The sequence below is a fragment of the Paenibacillus arenilitoris genome (assembly GCF_014705655.1).
In the GTDB taxonomy this organism is placed as follows: domain Bacteria; phylum Bacillota; class Bacilli; order Paenibacillales; family Paenibacillaceae; genus Pristimantibacillus; species Pristimantibacillus arenilitoris.
Window position 1 is genome coordinate 58,029 of record NZ_JACXIY010000033.1, and the last position, 20,257, is coordinate 78,285.

Sequence of the window (20,257 nt, forward strand, 5' to 3'; positions counted from 1 at the left end):
GCGAGGATTCCTAGGGCTGGGCGGTCGAGTTTTGCCGATTAGTTGCAAATTCTGAGACTATCCGGTCGACAGAATGGATATCGAGAGGATTAGTTTCAAATTTTTAGACTAGTGCGCGAAATCCGGAGGCTGTGCAAAGCCAAAAAACCTCCACAGCCGCTTCTGATGAAGCGAATGTGGAGGTTTTCTCGTCTACGCGGCCTGCTTCGCCCGCTTTCTGCCAAGCACCAGCATGATCCCGAGCAGCAGGAGCATGAAGACGACGAGGGCGCTGACGTACCATAACGTCGCCGTCACGTCGAACCGGTCCATGAACCAACCGGTAAGCCGCGGGAAGATCGCGCCCCCGAGCCCGCCGCAGGCGACGAGCAGGCTCGTCGTGCGCTCGGTCATGCCCGGGATGAGCACGTTCGAATAGACGAGGGCGATTCCGAATATGCCGGAGAAGAACAAGCCGCTTAAGCCGACGAAGACAAGCATCCAGCTCAGCTGGCCTGTCAGCGCCATCAATAGGAAGACGGCCGAAGCGCCGACGGTAGCGATCAACAGGTAACGGGAGTAGCCCATGCGGTCGGCGAGCGTGCCCGCGAATAAGCGTCCGAGCACCATCGTTCCCCAGAACAGGCTCAGCACCGACGCCGCGGTCGCCTCTTCCACGCCCGACCTTTCGATCAGGATGGACGGCAAATAGTTGGAGAAGCTCATCTCCATGCCCACGTATACCATGAAGAACAGCGCGGATAGAAATAAGAACGGCAGCGCCTTGCGCGAGTAGCCGAAGAAGGCGGACTTGTCCGGGGAGGCGAGCGCCGCGGCCGTCTCGGCGCCCGCTTGGCCGCCCCCCGCCGCGCGGGGCGCGTAGCTCAGCTGATCGTCCAGCTCCCCGAACGACATCGTCAGCCAGAGCACGAACGTAATGCCGGACATCGCCGCCAGTATCGGGAAGGATACCTGCCACGCTTCATGCCGGATCAAGTAAGCCGCCGCGATCGGAATAAGCAGCGCTCCTACGCCGAAGAACGTTTCCAGCCGGCTCATCGCCGACGCCTTGCCGTTCTTCGCCATATCGATGATCATCGCCCCGACGACCGCTTCCGTCATGCCGAAGCCGACGCCGGCCAGCGGCGCAATCGCGAGCATCCATCCCCACGGCAGCAGCAGGCTGTAAGCCGCCTCGCTGACGGTCAGAATGCCGATCGCGATCAGAACGGCGGCTCTCTTGCCCACTCTCGCGGTCAGCGACGGGGCGAGCAGCACGCCGACGAGAAAACCGAGGAACTGATTCATGATCCATTGCCCGCCGTCCTTGTAGGTCAGCCCGTAATGCTCGATCAGCTGCTCGAGGATCGAACCGCCCACCACGTGGGCGACGCCGATGACCAGATAGGACAGGCAGCCAAGCCAAATTAACTTTCTCATGCCATTAAGTTCTCCTTATGTACGCACGGTGGGTCCAGCCAATCTATCTGATATAATGAACCTAATTCACCGATATACGCCCGCTAGGCGCGCATCCGGCGATTGGAGGCAGAAGATTCCGTGAGCGATAATAATCAAAGCTCCACCTATTATAAACGACATCCCCTTGCGATGACCATACGTCCGCTGGAAATCGGCCATGCCCGCGACATTTGCGGATGGACGTACGAGGCGCCGTTCGACGTTTTCAATTGGCCTTCCTGGGAACACATGCAGAAGGACGGAATCGAATTCGGCGATCCCGTCCTGCGCGAAGAGCAGTATGCGGCCGTTCTCGGCGATTCGCGCGAGCTTATCGGCTATGCGCAGTTTTTTCCCATCGCCGGCGTCACGAGGCTTGGCTTCGGCCTGCGCCCCGATCTGTGCGGCGGCGGGCTCGGGCCAGCTTTCGTCCGGGTTATCGCCCTCGAGGCGAGCGAGCGGACGCCGGGCAATGAAATCGATCTGGAGGTGCTGGCGTGGAATACGCGCGCCATACGCGCCTACGAGCGCGCCGGCTTCCGGATCGCGGATTCGTATGCGCGTCCGACTCCGAGCGGCTACGCCGACTTCCATTGCATGGTGTTCGATCCCGCTTCCGCAGCGGATTAATGCGGCTGCTCGTCCGTACCGGCGTTCAAATGAGCCGTATAATGTGGATCACCTTGTCGCCTTGCGATACTTCAATGATATGAAACTTGCTGTTATACGCAATATGGCCTTGGCCTACCTCGATCGCCGGATTTTCGCCGAGTCCGAAGAACACGTCGTCCGCCAGCGCTTCCATCACTTCGCGGCGGTCGTCCGCGCCCAGCGCCTCCCACTCCTCGGGATCCATCTCGAAGAAGGTATAGCTCTCTTCGATTTCGCCCACCGCATCCGTCAAATCCTTCAATATATCCGCATATTCCCTTGCATGCCGTACGCCCATCGACGTCCAACCACCTTTACGATTCCTATTTTTGTTCCCTACTCTACCATTCTACCGCAATTTGATCATTTTTAACGCTTTCGCCTTCAAATCGTGCCTTTCGCTCTAACTTCGGCATACCCGTCTGACGATATATAGAAGAAGTAGAGAAATGTCGAAAAACGTATTGGACGGGGTGTATGATGAAAAATTCAACAATTATCGGTCTTGTGCTTGGTCTAGTCGCTGTATTGGGAGGGATGGTATTAAAAGGGGCACACCTCTCGTCTCTTATAAATCCCGCTGCATATATGATCATTATTTTGGGCACGGTCGCCTCCGTCATGATCGCCTTTCCGATGTCCGAGCTTTCGAAGGTGCCGAAGCTGTTCAAAATGGTGTTCAGCGGGCAAAAGCTGCCGCAGCGCGACGAGCTGATCGAACGCTTCATGGAATGGGCTTCGATCACCCGCCGCGAAGGCCTTCTCGCCCTTGAAGCGAAGGTCGACGAAATCGAGGACGACTTCCTCCGCAACGGCATGCGCATGATCATCGACGGCAACGACCAGGACTTCGTCCGCGACGTGCTGCTCGAGGATATCGCCGCCACGGAAGACCGCCATAAGGCGGGGGCGCTTATTTTCACGCAGGCGGGCACTTACGCCCCTACGCTCGGGGTTCTCGGGGCGGTCGTCGGCCTCGTCGCCGCGCTGGCGGAGATGAGCGACATGACGAAGCTCGCCCACGCGATTGCCGGCGCGTTCATCGCGACGCTGCTCGGTATATTTACAGGTTATGTCTTGTGGCATCCGATTGCCAACAAGCTGAAGCGTATGTCCAAGCAGGAAATTCAAATCCGCCTCATGATGGTCGAAGGGCTGCTGTCCATCCAATCCGGCGTATCGACGATCGCGATCAACCAGAAGCTGTCGGTATTCCTGACGCCGACGGAACGGGTGAAGATGAGGGAGAAGGAGGAGGCTCCGGTTGAGCAAAAAACATAGACACGAGGAACACGAGGAACACGTCGACGAATCCTGGCTCATCCCTTATGCCGACTTGCTTACGCTCCTGCTCGCGCTCTTTATCGTTCTGTACGCCATGAATTCCGTCGACGTGAAGAAGTTCGAGGAAATGTCCAGAGCGTTCAGCATCGCGCTTAACAGCGGAAGCGGCGTGTTGGACCAGTCCACGATCGTGAGGATCGGCGAGGATGAGGGCAAGAAGCGCAAGGAGGAAGGCAGCAACGAGGACAAGCAGGACCAGAGTACGGAAGAGCAAGCGCTCGAAGCGCTGAAGCGGAAGGAGCAGCAGGATCTGGAGCAGCTCAAGAAGCAGATCGACGCCTATATCGAGAAGAACGGCCTCACGAGCGACCTCGAGACCAAGCTTAATCTGTCGCAGCTCATGATCACGATCAGCGACAACGCCCTGTTCGCTCCGGCCCAAGCGACCGTGAAGCCGGAGTCGAGGGAGCTTGCCGTCGCCATCGGCAAAATGCTGGAGAAATATCCGGATTACGAGGTCATCATCTCCGGGCATACGGACAACAAGCCGATCTCGACCGTCTTCTTCAAGTCGAACTGGGATCTCAGCTCGATGCGGGCGATCCGCTTCCTGGACATTCTGCTCGAGAACAAGCAGCTGAAGCCGGAGCGCTTCAGCGCGATCGGCTACGGCGAATACCGTCCGGTAGCCGACAACAAAACCGAGGAAGGCCGGGCCAAAAACCGCCGCGTCGAGGTGTCGATCATGCATACGTACGTCGATCCAAGCAATGGGCAGCAGCTTTCCGTTCCGAAGGAATAGGCTAGCCTTTCCTATGCAAAAATCCCCATGTTCGCGAGCCGCCGCGACGAACATGGGGATTTTTATGCTTCGCGCCGGTCATACCGGCTTATAATCCAATTGCTTGAACAGCACGTCCTTCTCTTCCTCCGTCAGGTCGCGCCACGCGCCGATGCGGAGCCCGCCCAGGCGGATGTTCATGATCCGCTGCCGCTGCAGCTTCCTGACATGGTAACCGAACGCCTCGCACATCCGGCGGATTTGCCGGTTCCGCCCTTCCGTCAGGACGATGCGGAATACGCGGTCGCTCATCCTCGTCACGACGCACGGCAGCGTCATGCTGCCGAGAATGCGGACGCCGCTTGCCATGCCCTGCAGAAATTCGGCCGTTACCGGCCGGTCCACCGTCACGACGTATTCCTTCTCGTGCTTGCCCTCCGACCGGAGAATCGGGTTGACGATATCGCCGTCGTTCGTAAGCAGGATCAAGCCCTCCGAATCCTTGTCCAACCGTCCGATGGGGAAGATGCGCTCGGAATGCCCGACGAAATCGACGATATTGCCCTTCACGTGAAGTTCCGTCGTGCTCGTAATGCCTACCGGCTTGTTAAGCGCAATGTAGACATGCCGCTTCTGCTCGCCGATCCGCTTGCCGTCGATCCGGACGTCGTCCCCCGTCTCGGCCTGGCTGCCGAGCTGCGCGATAGTCCCGTTAATCGTGACGCGTCCGCTATCGACCAGCTTGTCCGCCTCGCGTCTGGAACAGTAGCCCGTCTCGCTAATAAACTTATTGATTCTCACAACCGTTTCACCCCGCGTACGTTGTATCCGTATCCTACCCTATTATAGGATAATCTACAACCCGGGAACGCTTCGACATTGAGGATGAATCGTTTCGATATCAAGCCGCAAGCAGAGACCGCAACCGCCGCCGCGCCGGGCAGGCGGTCTCTCTCGTCTGCCGATTGCTCTACGTCATTTTTTTGACGGAATCCCGCAAAACCAGCTTCGTCGGAAATTTATAATAGTTGTCCACTTCTTTGCCTTCTAGCATTTGGAAGATCAAGTGGGCGGCCAGCGCCCCGCGCTCGTACTTCGGCTGCATGATCGTCGACAGCGCGGGCCGGACGTACTGCGCGAGCTCGATGTCGTCAAAGCCGATGACCGATACGTCTTCCGGCACGCCGATGCCGTGCTCCCGGAAGGCGCCGAGCCCGCCGATCGCCATCTCGTCGTTGGCGTACATAATGGCGGTAGGCAAATTGCCCTGCGCGATCAGCATTTTGGTCATGCTGTAGCCGTTATCCCGGTCGAACTTGCCGAATGGATGCAGCCGGCTTCGGCCGTCGAGCCCGTGCTTCCGTAATGCGCTTTCATACCCGCGAAGCCGCATCGCGTGAATACCGCCGATGGCCTTGCCGCTAATATAGGCGATTTCCCGGTGACCCTGCTCGATCAAATATTCCGCCGCCCGGTGAGTGCCCTCTTCATTGTCGACCTCGATGCTGACGACGTATTCGCTGTCGAGCACCCGGTCAAGAAGGATGATCGGGAATTCCTTCCTGGACGACATCGCGATAATCTCTTCGCTTATATTATGCGCCAGCACGATGGCGCCGTCGACCCGCTTCTCCGTCAGAAACTTGATCGCCGTGGACGATTCTTCGCCGACCGAGCTGCAAGCCAGCAAGTCGTAGCCCTTGGACAGCGTGACGTCCTGTATGCCCTTCACGAGCTCCGCGTAATAAGGGCCGGCCAAGTCCGTTACGATGATGGCGATCGTGCGCGTGCTGCTCCGCTTCAAGTCGGAGGCGAGTCCGTTTTTCTGATAATTGAGCTGGCGCGCGGCCTCCATGATCTTCTTTCTCGTCTTGCTGCTGACTTTGGCGTTGTTGTTCAAGGCGTACGAAACCGTCGATATCGATACGCCAGCCATTTTGGCGACATCCTTAATTGTAGCCATCGTTCTCTCCCCGTTTCGACACGTTCAAATCGCTCATTCTTCTTCTTTATTCGCGCTGGAACGGGGCAGTTCCTCTATTCCTCTATTTTTTGAACGGAGTCCCGCACGACGAGCTGCGTCGGGAATTTATAGTAGCGCTCGACCGCCTTGCCCTCCAGCGCTTGGAACAACAAATGGGCGGCCAAGGCGCCGCGCTCGTATTTCGGCTGCATGATCGTCGTAAGGGCCGGCCGGACATACCTGGCGAGCTCGATATCGTCGAAGCCGATGACCGAGACGTCCGCCGGCACGTCGATGCCGTGCTCCTTGAACGCCTTCAGTCCGCCGATGGCCATTTCGTCGTTGGCGTACATGACGCCGGTCGGCAGATTGCCCTGCGCGATCAGCATCTTCGTCATGCTGTAGCCGTTGTCCCGGTTGAAATAACCGAATTGGTGCAGCTGTCCCCTCTCCTCCAGGCCATGCTTCCGCAGCGCGTTCTTGTAGCCCTCCACCCGCTTGAAATCAAGGCGGTCGAGCGCCTTTCCTCCGATATAGGCAATGTCGCGGTGTCCCTGTTCGATCAAGTATTCCGCCGCCATGAAGCAGCCTTCCTCGTTATCGACCTCGATGCTGACGACGTAATCGTTGTCCGCCGTCCGGTCGAGCAGGATGATCGGAAATCCTTTTCTGGCGGATTGGTTCAGAATGTCCTCCCCGATGTTGTAGGCGAGCACGATGGCGCCGTCGACTCTCTTTTCCGTCAAAAACTTAACCGCGGTGGACATCTCCTCGCCGATCGAGCTGCAAGCCAAGAGGTCGTACCCTTTGGACAGCGCGACTTCCTGAATGCCCTTCACGAGCTCCGAGTAATGCGGGCCGGACAAATCCGTCACGATCAGCGCGATCGTGCGCGTGCTGGTCTTTTTCAAATCGGAAGCGATCCCGTTCTTCTGGTAATTCAATTGACGGGCGGCGTCCAAAATTTTCCGTTTCGTCTCCTTGCTTACTTTTTCGTTGTTATTCAAGGCGTACGATACCGTCGATATCGATACGCCCGCCATTCTAGCGACATCCTTAATCGTAGCCATTCGCGTCTTGTCTCCCCCTGCTTCTAGCGGAATTTTCGTTCGTGGCGCAACAGATTCGAGGGGAAATCCTCACGTAGCCCGTTACTCGCCAGGGGAGCTATATCCATAGCTCCCCTGGCGTTACACCCTATTAATTGGCCGTCGATTCGAAGCCTGCAAGCTGCGCTTCCACTTCCGCGATCACTTTGTCGATACCGGCCGCTTCCAGCTGCTTCCGGTAATCGGCTACCGCTTCCTTCGGATCCTTGCTCGTCTTGCCGAGCATCAGCTGCATGCCCAGCTGCTGATTGACGTTGGAGATCGCGGCGATTTCGGTCGTCACGTTTTTGGAATCGAAGCTGAAGCCCATGTACGGATCGTTGATGGCCACCTTGTCCCATTCCGCGTACAGCGTATTGCGGACCGGGTTCTCGGTATCCATGAGCAGGTTGTACTTGTCGTTGCGGAGCGACCATGCCGCGAAGCCGCCGCCGTCGACTTTGTCGTCGAAGCCCGGAGGCGTCTTCTTCACGCCGTCCTCAATTACGTACTGACGTCCCTCGATGCCGTATTGAATAAGGTTATAGTATTCCGGATCGGTCATGAATTTCTCGATCGCCATGAGCGCGCGCTCCGGATTCTCGGAATTGGAGCTGATGACGGTGGAGTTCTCGACGCCCATCTTGCGCTTGATCTTGCCGCTCTCTTCCGCGAACGTGTAGAAGTAAGGGTCGGATTCCGGCTGCGCCTTCATGTCCGTTCCGTATTTGCCGATCCAGTCCTGCGCGTGCGTCAGATAAGCTGCCGAGTTGGCCGCCCGCATATTCGTTCCCGCGTCGACCTGGGACGAGAGGATATCCTTCGGCCAGTAGCCTTTGTCCGCCCACTCGCGCATCTTCACGGCCCAGTCTTCGAACTCCTGCGTGAAGGCCGGGTGGAACACCTTCTTGTAATCCTCCTTGCTCTCCGTCACGAGGTTAAGCTCCGTGAGCGCGATGCCCGGCGCGTTCAGCCATTGGTCCGTCGTGTCGACCAGCATTCTGTACATGTTGAAGGCGTCGTTCGCATTGCCGTTGATCGGCGGGTACGATTCGTTCGCAAGCACGTTATCCATGTACTTTTCCATATCCTCGATCGAGTCGATATTCTCCATGCCGTACTTCTTCAGAAGATCGGAACGGTAAGCGAAACCGGTTGGCGTGTATTCGCTGTACAAGGACGGCACGCCGTAAATTTTGCCGTTGAACTTGGAGCCGGCCCACGTTTCTTCGGGAATGGCCGCTTTCAGGGTAGGCGCGACCTTGTCCAGCATGTCCGTAATATCGACGAGCGCGTCTTGGCCGGCCAGCGTGAAGTAGGATACGGCGGCGCCCGGGGATGCATGGGACATGTCGAACTTCTCGCCGGAGGCGAACAGCAGCGGATACTTGGTCGCGATGTCCGGCCAGTCGATGTACTTGACCTCGAGCGTGGCGTTGATGTCGCGCTTCAGCAATTTGTTGATTTCCGCCAAAATATCTTTGTTGGCGATCCCTTCGGAGCCCCACAGGTAATAAACCAGCTTGACCTCTTTGGAAATGTCTACGCCGTTCGCGTTCGTCGCCTGTTCGTTCGTATTCCCCGCCGGATCGTTAGCGGGAGCGTTCTCCTCCTTCGACGCGCAGCCGGCCAGTAAGCCGGTCAGCATGGTAGCGGACAGCAAGAGCGGAAAAATCTTTTTCCCTTTCATCGTATTGCCTCCCTTTTTTCTCGTTACGATTTTTGCATTTATAATAAACGCCTTCGGTGAGGGCATTTATTAACCTTTGACCGCGCCGATCGTAAGACCGGATACGAAGTAGCGCTGGGCGAACGGGTACAGCAGAATGATCGGTCCCGTAGCGAGCACGGCGGTCGCCATCTTGATGGACTGCGTCGGCAGCTCGGCCGTATCGATGACGACGCCCTGGTTAATGAGCGCCTGGATGTTGGTCTGGTTGATCATGCGCTGCAGGAAGTACTGCAGCGGGAATTTGTCGGGCGTCTGGATGTAGAGCATGCCGTTATACCATTCGTTCCAGAAGCCCAGCGCCGAGAACAGGCCGACCGTGGCCAGCGACGGGATGGCGAGCGGAATGAAGACCTGCCAGTAGATGCGGAAGTCGTCCGCGCCGTCGATCGTCGCCGACTCGTACAAGGAGTCGGGTATCGCTTTCATGAAGTTGCGCATCAGGAAGATCGACCACGCGCCGACGACGCCCGGAAGGATCATGGCGAACAAGCTGTCCTTCAGATGCAGGTATTTGACCATCAGGATATAGCTCGGAATCAAGCCCCCGGCAAACAGCGTCGTGAAATAGATCATGAACGAAAAGAAGTTGCGGTACTTGAAGTCCTTCCGGTTCAGGACGAAGCCGGCCATCGACATCATGAACAGCCCGAGCGCGGTGCCGATTACCGTGATGAAAATGGTGACGCCGTACGCTTTTGCCAGAGCGGACGAATTATTGATCAGCATCTCGTAGGCTTTGGCGGAGAACTCGCTCGGAATGAGCTTGTAGCCCTCGCGGATAATTTCCTGCTCGTTCATGAAGGAGGAGGAGATCATCAGGACGAACGGGAACAAGCAGGCCAGCGCGAAGGCGGTGATGCACAAGTAGCTGACACCTTTGATCGCGAACGTGCCGACGTCCCATTTTTCTTTTTTCGTGTTTGTCATATTTTCCACCCCCACAGGATTAGAACAGCGCGCTGTCCGGTTCGATCTTCCGAACGATGAGGTTGACCGTCAGCACGAGCAGCAAGCCGAACACGGACTGGTAGAAGCCGACCGCCGCCCCCATTGAGAAGTTGAACTGCCCGACCAGGCTGCGGAAGACATACGTATCGATAATGTCCGTTTGCGGATAGAGCACCGAGTTGGTCCCGATCAAGTTGTAGAACAGGTCGAACGAGCCCTTCAGAATGCCGCCGAGACCGAACAGCAGCAGCAGAATGAACGTCGGCTTGAGCATCGGCAGCGTCATGTAGCGGATTCGTTGCCACCTGCTCGCGCCGTCGATGTACGCCGCTTCGTACAGGTCGCTGTTGATGCCGGTAATGGCCGCCAGGTAGACGATCATGCCGTAGCCGGTCGCGCTCCAAATTTTGAAAGCGACGATGATGTACTTCCAGATGCCCGGGTCCGAATAGAACTCGTAACGTTCCATGCCCATGTTTACCAGCATCGTATTGATGAAGCCGGAGTTGAAGTTGAACATGTTGTAGGCGAATACGCCGACGATGACCATGGATATGAAATGCGGCAGCAGGAGAACGGATTGGCTGATCTTCTTGAACCATTTGCCGGAAATCTCCGCGAGCATAATGGCGAATACGATTTGAATGACGTTCCCGAGCGCGAGGAACACGAAATTGTAGAGCAGCGTATTTTTGGTGATGTTCCAAAGGTCGCCCGTTTTGACCAAAAATTCGAAATTTTCCAAACCGAGAAATTCGCTTCCGAAGATGCCCTTGCTAATATTGAAATCCACAAACGCCACGTATGCCCCGGGCATGACAAGATAGTGAAAGACAATAAAGTAAAGAATGACGGGTGAAAGCATCAGAAACAAAATTTTGTTCTTCACGAGCTCCCGCGCAATATTCCCGCCGCGCTGCTTCAGTCTTGTTTTGACATACATTTAGCCCAACTCCCGTTTGCGATTCTTTTTGATTCGATTGTTGAACACGCTTTCATTTCTTCACAACATCCCCTGCGCAATAATCGGCCGTGGCATTCGACAAAATTTGAAACGTTTCGATTTTTGGGATGAAGATAATCATTGCTATTCACGAAAACCGTGAGGCAATGATCATCTTCCGTTAGAATATTGGCATATCCAGGGGAGTAAGCCCTTTCATTAATTGAAACTCATTTCTTTCGAAACGTTTCGTTTTCTACTCAAACTTTACTACATCGCCACCGCGAAAGCAATAGCTTTTTTTATGGCAAAATCGTATCCGTTACCCTTTGATTCGGACGACGGCCGTTACCGGATAATGATCGGACGGATACCGGCCATCCACGGAGTCCGTAACGATTCGCGTTTGTTCGATCGCCACGTCCGGCGTCGCGAAAATATAATCGATCGGCTCGCCTTCCGCGCCGCCCTTGAAATCGTGATAGGTCGCGCCCGGACGGACGGCAGACGCGGCATACGCATCCGCAAGTCGCGCGCTTCGGCCGCCCAGCTCCGCCTGGCCGCGCAGAAACCGGATCACCGCATTGTCCGGCTCGGCGTTCAAATCGCCCATAAGCAAGGCGGATACGCCCTTGCGTTCGCCCAGCTCCCGCATTTTGTCCCAGATCAGCAATATCCCTTCTTCCCGCGCGCGCTGCCCGAGGTGGTCCAAGTGGGTGTTGAAGACGAGCCAGCCCGGATGAGCCAGGCCGACGCACCTGAAATGCGCCCACGTGCAAATGCGCGGAAGGCTGCTGTCCCAGCTTACGCTGCCGGCCGTCTCGGGCTGCTCGGACAGCCAGAACTGCCCCTCCTCCTCGATGGCAAGCAGACGGGTATCGTAAAAAATAGCGCAATATTCATCAGCTCCGCCGTCGCCTCTTCCTTGTCCGACGTACTCGTAATGGCCCAAATGCCCCTTCAGCACGTCCAGCATCGGGCGGGAGCCTTCCTGGGTGCCGACGATGACCGGCGCGAATCGCTCGATCGTCTCGGCGACGCGAACGGAGCGCCGGTCCCACGAATCCTCGGATTTGGTGCCGGAATCGATCCGCAGGTTGAATGTCATGATTGGCAGCTTCACGGTAATCATCCTCTCTTCATTGGAATGAGAGCGTTGCAATTGATTCGAAACGTTTCGTAGATCAACTAAAATATACTACTATAGTGATTTATTGTAAACCCTTTCTTTCGGTTATTTTGCGGCGCGATAGACGAGCGGATTCAGATGGCTTGCCGCAAGCTCGCCCGGCTTGACGCCCGGCAGCCAGCCGGCCAAGTCGGCCTTCCGCGCGTTGCTGTCCGGTTCCGCGGCCTTTAAGCCGTCCGCATAATAAATAATCGTCATAACCTCTCTCATCCGATCCGTCGGATTGCCGGGCGCGCTGTGAAGCGTCCATCCCGCATGGAAGGTCGCGTCTCCCGCGGCCATCGCCCCGTATGTCGTTTGCCCGAAGCCCTTGGCCTCGATATACTGCCTCAGCGTCCGGTGCGACTCGTCGGAAATGACCAGCTTGTTGATGTAGCCCGCCTCATGAGAACCGGAAGCGAAGGTCATGGAGCCCATCTCTTCCGTAACCGGTACGATCGGCATCCACATCGTAATCGTTTTGTCCGAATCGAACGGCCAGTAGATTTGATCCTGATGCCAAGGCGTGTGCCCGCCGCCCGGTTCCTTGAACAGCGCCTGGTCGTGATAGATCCTAACGCCCTCGACCCCCATCAGCTCCGCGGCGACCTTGGCGAATCGGCGAGCCATGACGAACCGGCGGACAATCTCGCTTTTCTCCCAAACGTTCCCGATTTGAATAAACGCTTTGCCGTACGTATCGCGCTCGTGGATCGGCTTCCGATGATAGTTAAGCTCCTTCACGATCGTTCGGATCGCATCCCCGTACACGGCGATTTCCGCAGGTGAAGCCAGTCCCCTCAAACCAATATGGCCGTTCGCCCGGTAGTCGCGAATTTGCTCGTCGCCCAGCGCATAATCGGCATCCATCGATGGCAAGTGCTCCGGTTGTTGACTCATCGCTCTAATTCCTCCCTATGAATTTCAATGGTATTCGAATGCTCGCCAAGTCTCTGCTCCAGCTCTTGCCCCGAATAAAATATCCGCCCCGGCGATACCGGTTCGGCCATGCTTCCGCGTTGGCGGCGTGACCGTTAATGACGATGCGGCCGGACGCCCGTACGAGACGGTAATCCTTGGCATCGACTAAGTTTCGGAGCCCGATGAGGTTGAAACGTTTCGATCTCACTTAAAAAAAGGGTGAAGCCAACAACGGTCGAAACGTTTCTATATAGTGCCGATTATACGCCATGATGTAAGCGATTGCAATTCAAATATGCGAAAAATGCGCCGCTATCCGCACGCGTGTTGGCACGCGGTCGCAATAATAAGGAGGAGCCGGCCCTCGTGCCGCTCCTCCTTATTTCTCCGCCCCGCCTTACGGCCGGTGCAATTGCTTATTAACGGCGTCCCACTTGTAATGGATCGTTTCCTCGCCGCTTGCCAGCATGAAGTGAAGACTGTCTCCCTCCCAATAATACGCGAAGCCGGTCGTCGCCTCCGTCTCGCCCGTCTGCTCCTCGATCGACAGCTGCTCCTTCTGCTTCAAATCGATCAGAACCGTGTGGCTTCCGAACGCCGGATCGTCGTCCGAGAACAAATCCAGCGCGGCATAGCCGCCGCTTGCGGAGACGATCATGTTCGACACGCCGACGTTGTTCATGCCGCGCAGCGTGTCGATGCGGCCAAGCTGCTCGAACGTCTTCTGCGCCGCATCGTAGCTTGCGACGATGACGGAAGCCTTCTGCCCGGCCTCCTCGTCCTGGAGCGCCTGAATCGTGAATATCAGCTTGTTCTGACCAGGAATGTACGCGAGCGAGGCAAAGCGGTAATCGCCCTGAGGCACCAGCTCCTTCGGCAGGTCGCCTCTGGTCAGCAAAGTCCGCTTGGAGCCGTCTTCTTCCTGCAGCTCGATGGAGCCGTCCGGCCGCTCGGATACGGTCAGCTCGCCCCGTTTCTCCATCTCGTCGATCAAGAACCCGTTCGGCGATGCCGACACGTAATACCGCACCTTCTCGATCGAATAAGCCGGATTCGCCGTGTACGACCAATATTCCTCGACGTCCACGTAAGCTCTGCCCGCTTCCTCGCCCGATCCGATTACCGAATAGCTCACTTGGCGCGGGTTGGATACGATGACGAATTCCGGATCGTTCCTCAGCAGACTGCGCGCGAAATCCAGATCGCGCCGGATTCTCGCCTGATTGAACGCCTCGACCGTCTCCGCGGCGCCAAGCGCTTCTTCCGCGAAATCGATGCGCATGACACGAAGCTGCGCCCCCTCCGCATTGCCGCCCTTCAATACGTACAGGCTTTCCGCATTCGTTCCCCACGAAGATTGGTAATAGCTGTACAAGCCCGACTGCTGCAGCGTCTGCTCCGGATCGCCCTCCTTCAGCTGATCCGCCCACTCCCGCTCGTCGATCGTCGTCTGGATCGGCAGGTTCTCGGTCACCTTGCGCTTCGTCCGCCCGTCGACGTCGGAAATCCACATTTGGTCGACGTCCTCCTGCACGTAGGCGTTCGGCTTCAGCTCCCGGCGGCCGGTCTCGGTCTTCACGTATGCGACGTAGCCGCCGTCTTGGGAGACGGAAGGGAACCGGCCTTCGTCGATGACGGTCTCGTCGCCGCTTGCGAGCTCCATGCGGATCACCTGATAGACGGAATCGCGCTCACGCTGAAATACGATCGACTTGCTGCCCGCCGCGTAGGACGGGTACGCGCCTTCGCCGATGGCTTCCGCCTTGCCGCTCACGATGTCCATCGCGTAAATGGTCGATTCCAGCACGTCGAATCCGTGCGTCGGGCGGGGCTCGATGACCTTCTTCACGTACAGGATCGTCCGCTCGTCCTTCCACGTCGGCTGCTCGTAGAAGAGCGCCGTCCCGTCACCCCGCAGCAGCTCGGTATAGGACCCCGACGACAAATCGTGCACGCCGATCGTTCCTTTGTTCGACAGCAGCAATTTCGTCCCCGACGGATCGACCTTCACGTCGTCCGCCTCCCGCTCGGTTACCTCCCGGTACCCGCTCCCGTCGTACGCATGCACGCCGCCCTCTTCCACGGGAATGTATACCGTTCCTTCGAATTCCGAGACGCCGAGCGGCGTTCCCGACCCGATGTCCACGAACGACACCTGGTTTCGAATTTGCAGCGCGGCCGCCTCCACCGTCGTCTTCGCGCCGGGGTATTGCAGCGTGAAGACGAGCATCAGCACCATGGCCGTCACCGCGCTTATCCACGCGCTTCTCCGGATGATTCTCCGCCTTCTCCAGCCGGGAATCGATGCCCGAAGCCGCTTCTTCAATTGTTCGTCGACCGGCAGCCTGCTCTTCAGCCGATGCAGCGATTCCTCCATATATCCTTCACTCATGCTTCCGTGCTCCTTCCAGACAATTTGTCACCAGAATGTTCATCTTCTTCAGCAGCCTAAATACCCGCGTCTTGATCGTTTCCTCCGACTTCGCGAGCATTTCCCCGATCTCGCGGTTTTTCATGCCGGCGAAATACCGCAAATTGACGAGCTCGCGATCCTCCTGCGTCAGCAGGTCCAGCGTCTTCCTGACGCAGTCCAAATCGTCGTCCGGCGCGAACTGCTCCTCGAAGGCGCCCGGCTGCGCCAACTCGTTCAATTGCTCGACGGGCACCGCCGGCTTCCGCCTCCGGTAGAAGTCGATGACCGCGTTGCGCGCGATCGTCATCAGCCACGCCTTGGCGTTCGAGTTTTCCCGCAGCGTCGAATGCCGCTCGTAGGCTTTGCGGAACGCCTCGCTCACAATGTCGTCTGCGTCCCATTTGTTTCCTACCTTGTAATAGACATACCGATATAGATCGTCGAAATATTGATCGTATAAATCGATAAAAGGTTGTTTCATGGATGGGCCCCCCACCTTTCACATCAAATAACGCATGACCGTTCAAAAAAGTAACGGGAGGGAACAAAATAAAAAAAGACCACGGTGAGTGGCCTTCTTCCTTATCGATGCAGCAACTTCTCCGCCGCCTCCTTCAAGGCGGGGAGCATAATATTAACCGTCGTTCCGACGCCCACTTGGCTCTTAATATCCAGTGTCCCTTTGTGGCTGTTAATTATGCGCTGACTGACCATAATGCCCAGACCCGTTCCGGTCTCTTTCCCCGTGAAGAAAGGATCGCCGATATTCGGGATCATCTCCTCCGGAATGCCCTCCCCTTCATCCGTAATCGAGATCGCGATATGCTCCCGCTTGTTCGCCATATGGATATGGATGTAGCCGCCGGCCGGCATCGCTTCGATCGCGTTCTTGATCAGATTGATAAAGACTTGCTTGAGCTGGTTCTCTTCGCACGAGATCCGGCAGCTCTCCTCCGTGAACGAAATCCGGAATTCGATGTTGTGAAGAATCGCCTCGCTGTTCATCAGGGCGATGACGTCCTGCAGCACGTCCTTGACGTCCTTGGCGACAAACCTCGTTGCCTGGGGCTTGGCCAGAATAAGAAATTCGCCGACGATCAGGTTAATGCGGTCCAGCTCGGACAGCATCAGGCTCACATGCGGCAGCGCGAGCTTCCGGCTCTCTTGCTGAAGCTGAAGGAAGCCGCGAAGCGTCGTCAGCGGATTGCGGATTTCGTGCGCGACGCCGGCCGCCAGCTGTCCGACGGTCGTCAGCTTCTCCGACCTGCGCAGCAGCTCCTCCATCTTGTTCCGGCTCCGCATGTCTCTCGATATGCTTGCGAACGCCCGGATCGTCCCGTCGGAATCGCGGATCGGAGAGATCGTGACGCTGACGGGAATGAGCTCGCCCGATTTGGTCGCCCGCATCGTCTCCTGCGTAGGCAGCGTCTTGCCGGCCAGCAGCTGATTGAGCATATGGCGCTTCTCCGCCATGTGGGATTCCGGAACGGTCGGGTAGACGAGCCCGATCGCCTCCTCCTCCTCCTCGTAATCGAAGAGCTGCTCGAAGGCGCGATTCACCTGAATGACCTTCCCCTCCAGATCGAAGAGATGGATCGCGTCGGTCGTATGGTTGATGAACGACTCCAAATGCTCCTTCATCCGGCGGTTTTCTTCGAACGCCTTGCGGAGCTTGTTCATATAGATGCTAAGGTTCTGCGACATGGCGTTGACCTTCAGCGCCAGCAGGCCGAACTCGTCCTTCCGTTTAATCCGGATCGGCTGGTGGAATCTGGCCGACGACACCTCGTTCACCTTCCATAAAATATCCTTCAAAGGTCTAATCATCGCCCCGACCAGCCAATAACTGATAAAGAGCACCAGCAGCATCGTAATTCCGGTATAAATCAACGTATCGTTCCGCTTCTTGCTGACCATCGCGTGAATGATCTCCCTGTCGTATACGATGCTTATCGCGTAGCCGTCGACCTGTTCGTCCGTATAATAGCTTCGGTAATACGGCTTGCCTCCGATCTCCAGACTGCGAACCGAGAATTCGTTCTTCCCGAGCGTTCGGACGACCGACCGGTCGGCCGCCCCGTCCGGGTATGTATAAGTGCCGTATGCGATTTGGACCGTATCTTGATCGAACACCGTAATTTCCTTTATATTGGGATTTAACGATTGGACGATGCCGAAGAGATTCTCCGGGCTTGCGGCCTCGCCCGCCGCCGGATGATCGGCGCCCCCGGGCGATTGCTTCCCGTAGGAAGCGAAGGAGCTTGCCACGTGCATGGACGTATCCTGCATCGACTGCCGCGCCTGCTCCCGCATGGCCCGGGTCATCGAGTATTCCGTCAACAGGTGATGTACGATAAAAAACGAAATGACGATCAGCGTGATCAGCGCGGAGAATTTCATCTTAATCGACAATGGGAGACACATCCTTTTACACGAGCCCGGTTTATTAACAGCTTATTCACATTGTCAACAAAAGTTGTTCACAGCACTTAATAACATGTGCATAAAGATGTGTATACGTAAGTAGTTATCCACAACTTTATCCACGACATGTTAACAACGGAATGTTTGTTCGATGTATAATGAATCTATTTCGAAGGAGTTATGCTTCATGATCAGAGTGCGAGAAGACGAGACATGGATGCTGGAAGCCATCGCCGAAGCGAAAAAAGCCGAGCAAATCGGAGAGGTTCCCATCGGGGCCGTCATCGTGAAAAACAACGAGATTGTCGGGAGAGGCTATAATTTGCGGGAGACGCGTCTCGATCCGACCGCGCATGCCGAAATGGTCGCCATCCGTGACGCCTGCGATCGCCTTGGCGCTTGGAGATTGCTCGATTGCAGCTTGTATGTCACGCTGGAGCCTTGTCCGATGTGCGCCGGTGCCATCGTGCAATCGCGCGTCAAGCGCGTCGTGTATGGGACGGCGGATCCGAAGGCCGGCTGCGCCGGGACGCTTATGAACTTGCTGCAAGAGCCCCGTTTCAACCACGAAACGGAGCTCACCAGCGGTATTTTGCAGCAGGAATGCGCATCGTTGTTAACCCAATTCTTCCGTCGACTGCGAGAGCGTTAACCGGATCTCTACAGGTCGTCGCGGCGTATAGAAAGATCGGTTAGCTCGTTTCGTTGTATATGCTGTAACGCGACTATCAATTGATCGGCCTCTTCGCTAATTGCCAGAACATCCGGATCTGTCAAACTGCCGCGTGCTTCGGCTATCTCATGAAGCTTTAGCCGCAGCGACTGCAATTGTTTAAGCAAGTGTTTTTTGTCCATAGCTCGCTTCGGGGCACGCTCCTTATCTAGCACTCGTGTGGTAATAGTTCTATTATACTCCCGGCAAAATAAGGAGTTTGTAAAAACATGTCGACGGACGTAGACAATTTTCGGGCAATTTTCGACAAATGCCCTCTATTTATTCCATTTTATAGTTCTTTTTTACTACGTAAAACAATCAATATTTGGTAATTATCCGACGTTTGGTAGAAAATCTATGCAGAAAGTTACAGGTCTATCCAATTTCTGCGGACAGGCGCGGCAAAGACGCTTGTCCGCTCTTTTTTTGCGGATCGAAAAGGCAACGCACCGGGCTCCGGCACCCGAATTATGAGGATAAATCCATTTGTATTATAGTAGGGTATGCAGTAAAATTATTTAAATATGGCTGGTTTTCATGCGGTTTCAATCATTAATTACGAATGCGGGATGTGCTCTACGTGAATAATAAGGCAGTTATACTAGGTTGTAATTATTATATTGGCCTAAGCACGATTCGATGTCTGGGCGTTAACGGCGTACATACGGTTGCGGTCGACTATTCCGGCAAGCATAATTATGGCGCGGATTCCAAATATACATCCGAGCGGGTTATCGCTCCCCATTATAAAGATGATACGGCCGCCTTCATCCGGTTCCTGAAGGATTACGCGCGGAAGCAGAGCGCTCCGCCCGTTCTTATTCCTTGCCACGACTCTTATTTGGAAGTGATCGACGAGCATCTGGAGGAGCTGCGGGAGCATTACTTCATTCCCCAGAATGAGCCGGGCATTTATACCAATATGATGAATAAGGAAGTGCTGCACCGGCTGGCCTCCGAGAACGGCGTCGCCGTTCCCGAGACGGTACGGGTCGACGAAGACGATTTTTACGGGAAGATCGAGCGGATCATCAAGTTTCCTTGCGTCGTGAAGCCGACGGATTCGCCGTCCTTCGTTGCGAAATTCAGAAGGAAGCTGTTCAAGGTGCATAGTCGCGAAGAGCTGGAGAAGGCGCTGAACCAGGCTCGCGAAGCGGATCTGGAAGTCATCGTTCAGCGTATTATTCCCGGCTTCGATGATCATATGTACACCTTCGACGCTTATTTGAATCAGGAATCGAAGGTTACGCACTGGGTCACCTGCCAGAAGTTCCGCCAGTACCCGATCAACTTCGGCGCCTCGGTCTACACCGGACAGAAGTATGTGCAGGAGCTGTTCGATATCGGCGCCCCGTTCCTGGAGAAGATGAAATGGAAGGGCTTCGCGGAGATCGAGTTCAAGAAGGACGCGGAGACCGGCAAGTTCTACTTGATCGAAGTCAACTGCCGGATCACGAACCTGAACAACCTGCTCTACAAGGTCGGCGTCAACTTCCCTTGGATTACGTACCAGGAGCTGACCGGCGGCAACCTTGTGCCTCCTAAAGCCGTCAAGGAAGATACGAACCGCGTGTTCTGGTACGGCTACGAGGACATGCTGGCGATTCGCGATTACATCCGGACCGGGCAGCTGACCTTGAGGCAGGTGCTTGCTTCCCTGTTCAAGCCGAAGGCTTACGCGATCTGGGACTGGAAAGATCCGAAGCCCGCCTTCTCCTACGCTTCCATCATCGGCGGCAAAATCGTGAAGAAGCTGCTTGGAAGATAGCGCAGGGGTCCAACACTA

The 20,257-nt window shown here is 56.0% G+C and carries 19 protein-coding genes; 5 read left to right on the plus strand and 14 right to left on the minus strand.

Going from position 1 to position 20,257, the window contains the following annotated elements; translation table 11 throughout:
• Positions 1–192: 192 nt before the first annotated feature.
• Positions 193–1,419 carry an MFS transporter gene (locus tag IDH41_RS23880; protein ID WP_190865604.1) on the minus strand — a complete coding sequence of 409 codons (1,227 nt, stop codon included), beginning with the start codon at positions 1,417–1,419 and terminating at the stop codon, positions 193–195.
• A gap of 171 nt (positions 1,420–1,590) precedes the next feature.
• On the opposite strand from IDH41_RS23880, the gene IDH41_RS23885 reads away from it, so the two are divergent.
• Positions 1,591–2,070 carry a GNAT family N-acetyltransferase gene (locus IDH41_RS23885; protein ID WP_190865672.1) on the plus strand — a complete coding sequence of 160 codons (480 nt, stop codon included), beginning with the start codon at positions 1,591–1,593 and terminating at the stop codon, positions 2,068–2,070.
• 25 nt (positions 2,071–2,095) lie between these two features.
• Here IDH41_RS23885 and IDH41_RS23890 read toward each other — a convergent pair whose 3' ends face one another.
• Entirely contained in the window at positions 2,096–2,389 is a 294-nt protein-coding gene (locus IDH41_RS23890; protein WP_190865606.1) for a hypothetical protein, read from the minus strand.
• A 182-nt stretch (positions 2,390–2,571) separates the two neighbouring features.
• On the opposite strand from IDH41_RS23890, the gene motA reads away from it, so the two are divergent.
• Positions 2,572–3,372 carry a flagellar motor stator protein MotA gene (gene motA / locus IDH41_RS23895; RefSeq protein ID WP_190865609.1) on the plus strand — a complete coding sequence of 267 codons (801 nt, stop codon included), beginning with the start codon at positions 2,572–2,574 and terminating at the stop codon, positions 3,370–3,372.
• A complete protein-coding gene (gene motB / locus IDH41_RS23900) occupies positions 3,356–4,177 on the plus strand; it encodes a flagellar motor protein MotB (RefSeq protein WP_190865611.1) in 822 nt (273 codons plus the stop codon). The genes motA and motB overlap by 17 nt, the downstream gene beginning before the upstream one ends.
• 78 nt (positions 4,178–4,255) lie before the next feature.
• Here the strand turns inward: motB and rluF are convergent, their stop codons facing one another.
• From rluF to IDH41_RS23955, 11 genes are all read right to left on the minus strand, one after another.
• Positions 4,256–4,957, minus strand: coding sequence for a 23S rRNA pseudouridine(2604) synthase RluF (rluF, locus tag IDH41_RS23905; RefSeq protein WP_190865613.1), 702 nt, complete (start codon positions 4,955–4,957; stop codon positions 4,256–4,258).
• Between the two features lie 169 nt (positions 4,958–5,126).
• Complete coding sequence (locus tag IDH41_RS23910) at positions 5,127–6,119, minus strand: LacI family DNA-binding transcriptional regulator (RefSeq protein WP_190865615.1); 993 nt, start codon at positions 6,117–6,119, stop codon at positions 5,127–5,129.
• 74 nt (positions 6,120–6,193) lie between these two features.
• Positions 6,194–7,189 carry a LacI family DNA-binding transcriptional regulator gene (locus IDH41_RS23915; RefSeq protein ID WP_190865617.1) on the minus strand — a complete coding sequence of 332 codons (996 nt, stop codon included), beginning with the start codon at positions 7,187–7,189 and terminating at the stop codon, positions 6,194–6,196.
• A gap of 130 nt (positions 7,190–7,319) precedes the next feature.
• Positions 7,320–8,897 carry a DUF3502 domain-containing protein gene (locus IDH41_RS23920; protein WP_190865619.1) on the minus strand — a complete coding sequence of 526 codons (1,578 nt, stop codon included), beginning with the start codon at positions 8,895–8,897 and terminating at the stop codon, positions 7,320–7,322.
• A gap of 69 nt (positions 8,898–8,966) precedes the next feature.
• Complete coding sequence (locus IDH41_RS23925) at positions 8,967–9,866, minus strand: carbohydrate ABC transporter permease (protein WP_190865621.1); 900 nt, start codon at positions 9,864–9,866, stop codon at positions 8,967–8,969.
• Between the two features lie 19 nt (positions 9,867–9,885).
• Positions 9,886–10,830: an ABC transporter permease gene (locus IDH41_RS23930; protein ID WP_223830010.1), complete on the minus strand. Its 945-nt coding sequence runs from the start codon at positions 10,828–10,830 to the stop codon at positions 9,886–9,888.
• A 322-nt stretch (positions 10,831–11,152) separates the two neighbouring features.
• Positions 11,153–11,953, minus strand: a complete 801-nt coding sequence (locus IDH41_RS23935; RefSeq protein WP_190865623.1) for an endonuclease/exonuclease/phosphatase family protein — start codon at positions 11,951–11,953, stop codon at positions 11,153–11,155.
• A gap of 111 nt (positions 11,954–12,064) precedes the next feature.
• Positions 12,065–12,898: a phytanoyl-CoA dioxygenase family protein gene (locus tag IDH41_RS23940; protein WP_190865625.1), complete on the minus strand. Its 834-nt coding sequence runs from the start codon at positions 12,896–12,898 to the stop codon at positions 12,065–12,067.
• A 418-nt stretch (positions 12,899–13,316) separates the two neighbouring features.
• Positions 13,317–15,311, minus strand: a complete 1,995-nt coding sequence (locus IDH41_RS23945) for a TolB family protein (RefSeq protein WP_190865627.1) — start codon at positions 15,309–15,311, stop codon at positions 13,317–13,319.
• Positions 15,304–15,813 carry an RNA polymerase sigma factor gene (locus tag IDH41_RS23950; protein ID WP_190865629.1) on the minus strand — a complete coding sequence of 170 codons (510 nt, stop codon included), beginning with the start codon at positions 15,811–15,813 and terminating at the stop codon, positions 15,304–15,306. Before IDH41_RS23950 ends, IDH41_RS23945 begins: the two co-directional genes overlap by 8 nt.
• Before the next feature lie 101 nt (positions 15,814–15,914).
• The gene (locus IDH41_RS23955) at positions 15,915–17,744 is read right to left on the minus strand and encodes an ATP-binding protein (protein WP_223830011.1); all 1,830 of its coding nucleotides are present in this window, start codon (positions 17,742–17,744) and stop codon (positions 15,915–15,917) included.
• A gap of 199 nt (positions 17,745–17,943) precedes the next feature.
• Here IDH41_RS23955 and tadA point away from each other — a divergent pair, with 199 nt between their 5' ends.
• On the plus strand, positions 17,944–18,408 hold the full coding sequence (tadA, locus tag IDH41_RS23960; protein WP_223830012.1) for a tRNA adenosine(34) deaminase TadA: 465 nt from the start codon (positions 17,944–17,946) through the stop codon (positions 18,406–18,408).
• A gap of 8 nt (positions 18,409–18,416) precedes the next feature.
• Here the strand turns inward: tadA and IDH41_RS23965 are convergent, their stop codons facing one another.
• The gene (locus IDH41_RS23965; protein WP_190865633.1) at positions 18,417–18,611 is read right to left on the minus strand and encodes an aspartyl-phosphate phosphatase Spo0E family protein; all 195 of its coding nucleotides are present in this window, start codon (positions 18,609–18,611) and stop codon (positions 18,417–18,419) included.
• 440 nt (positions 18,612–19,051) lie between these two features.
• Between IDH41_RS23965 and IDH41_RS23970 the strand changes: the two genes are divergently transcribed.
• The gene (locus IDH41_RS23970; protein WP_190865634.1) at positions 19,052–20,239 is read left to right on the plus strand and encodes a carboxylate--amine ligase; all 1,188 of its coding nucleotides are present in this window, start codon (positions 19,052–19,054) and stop codon (positions 20,237–20,239) included.
• Positions 20,240–20,257 lie beyond the last annotated feature (18 nt).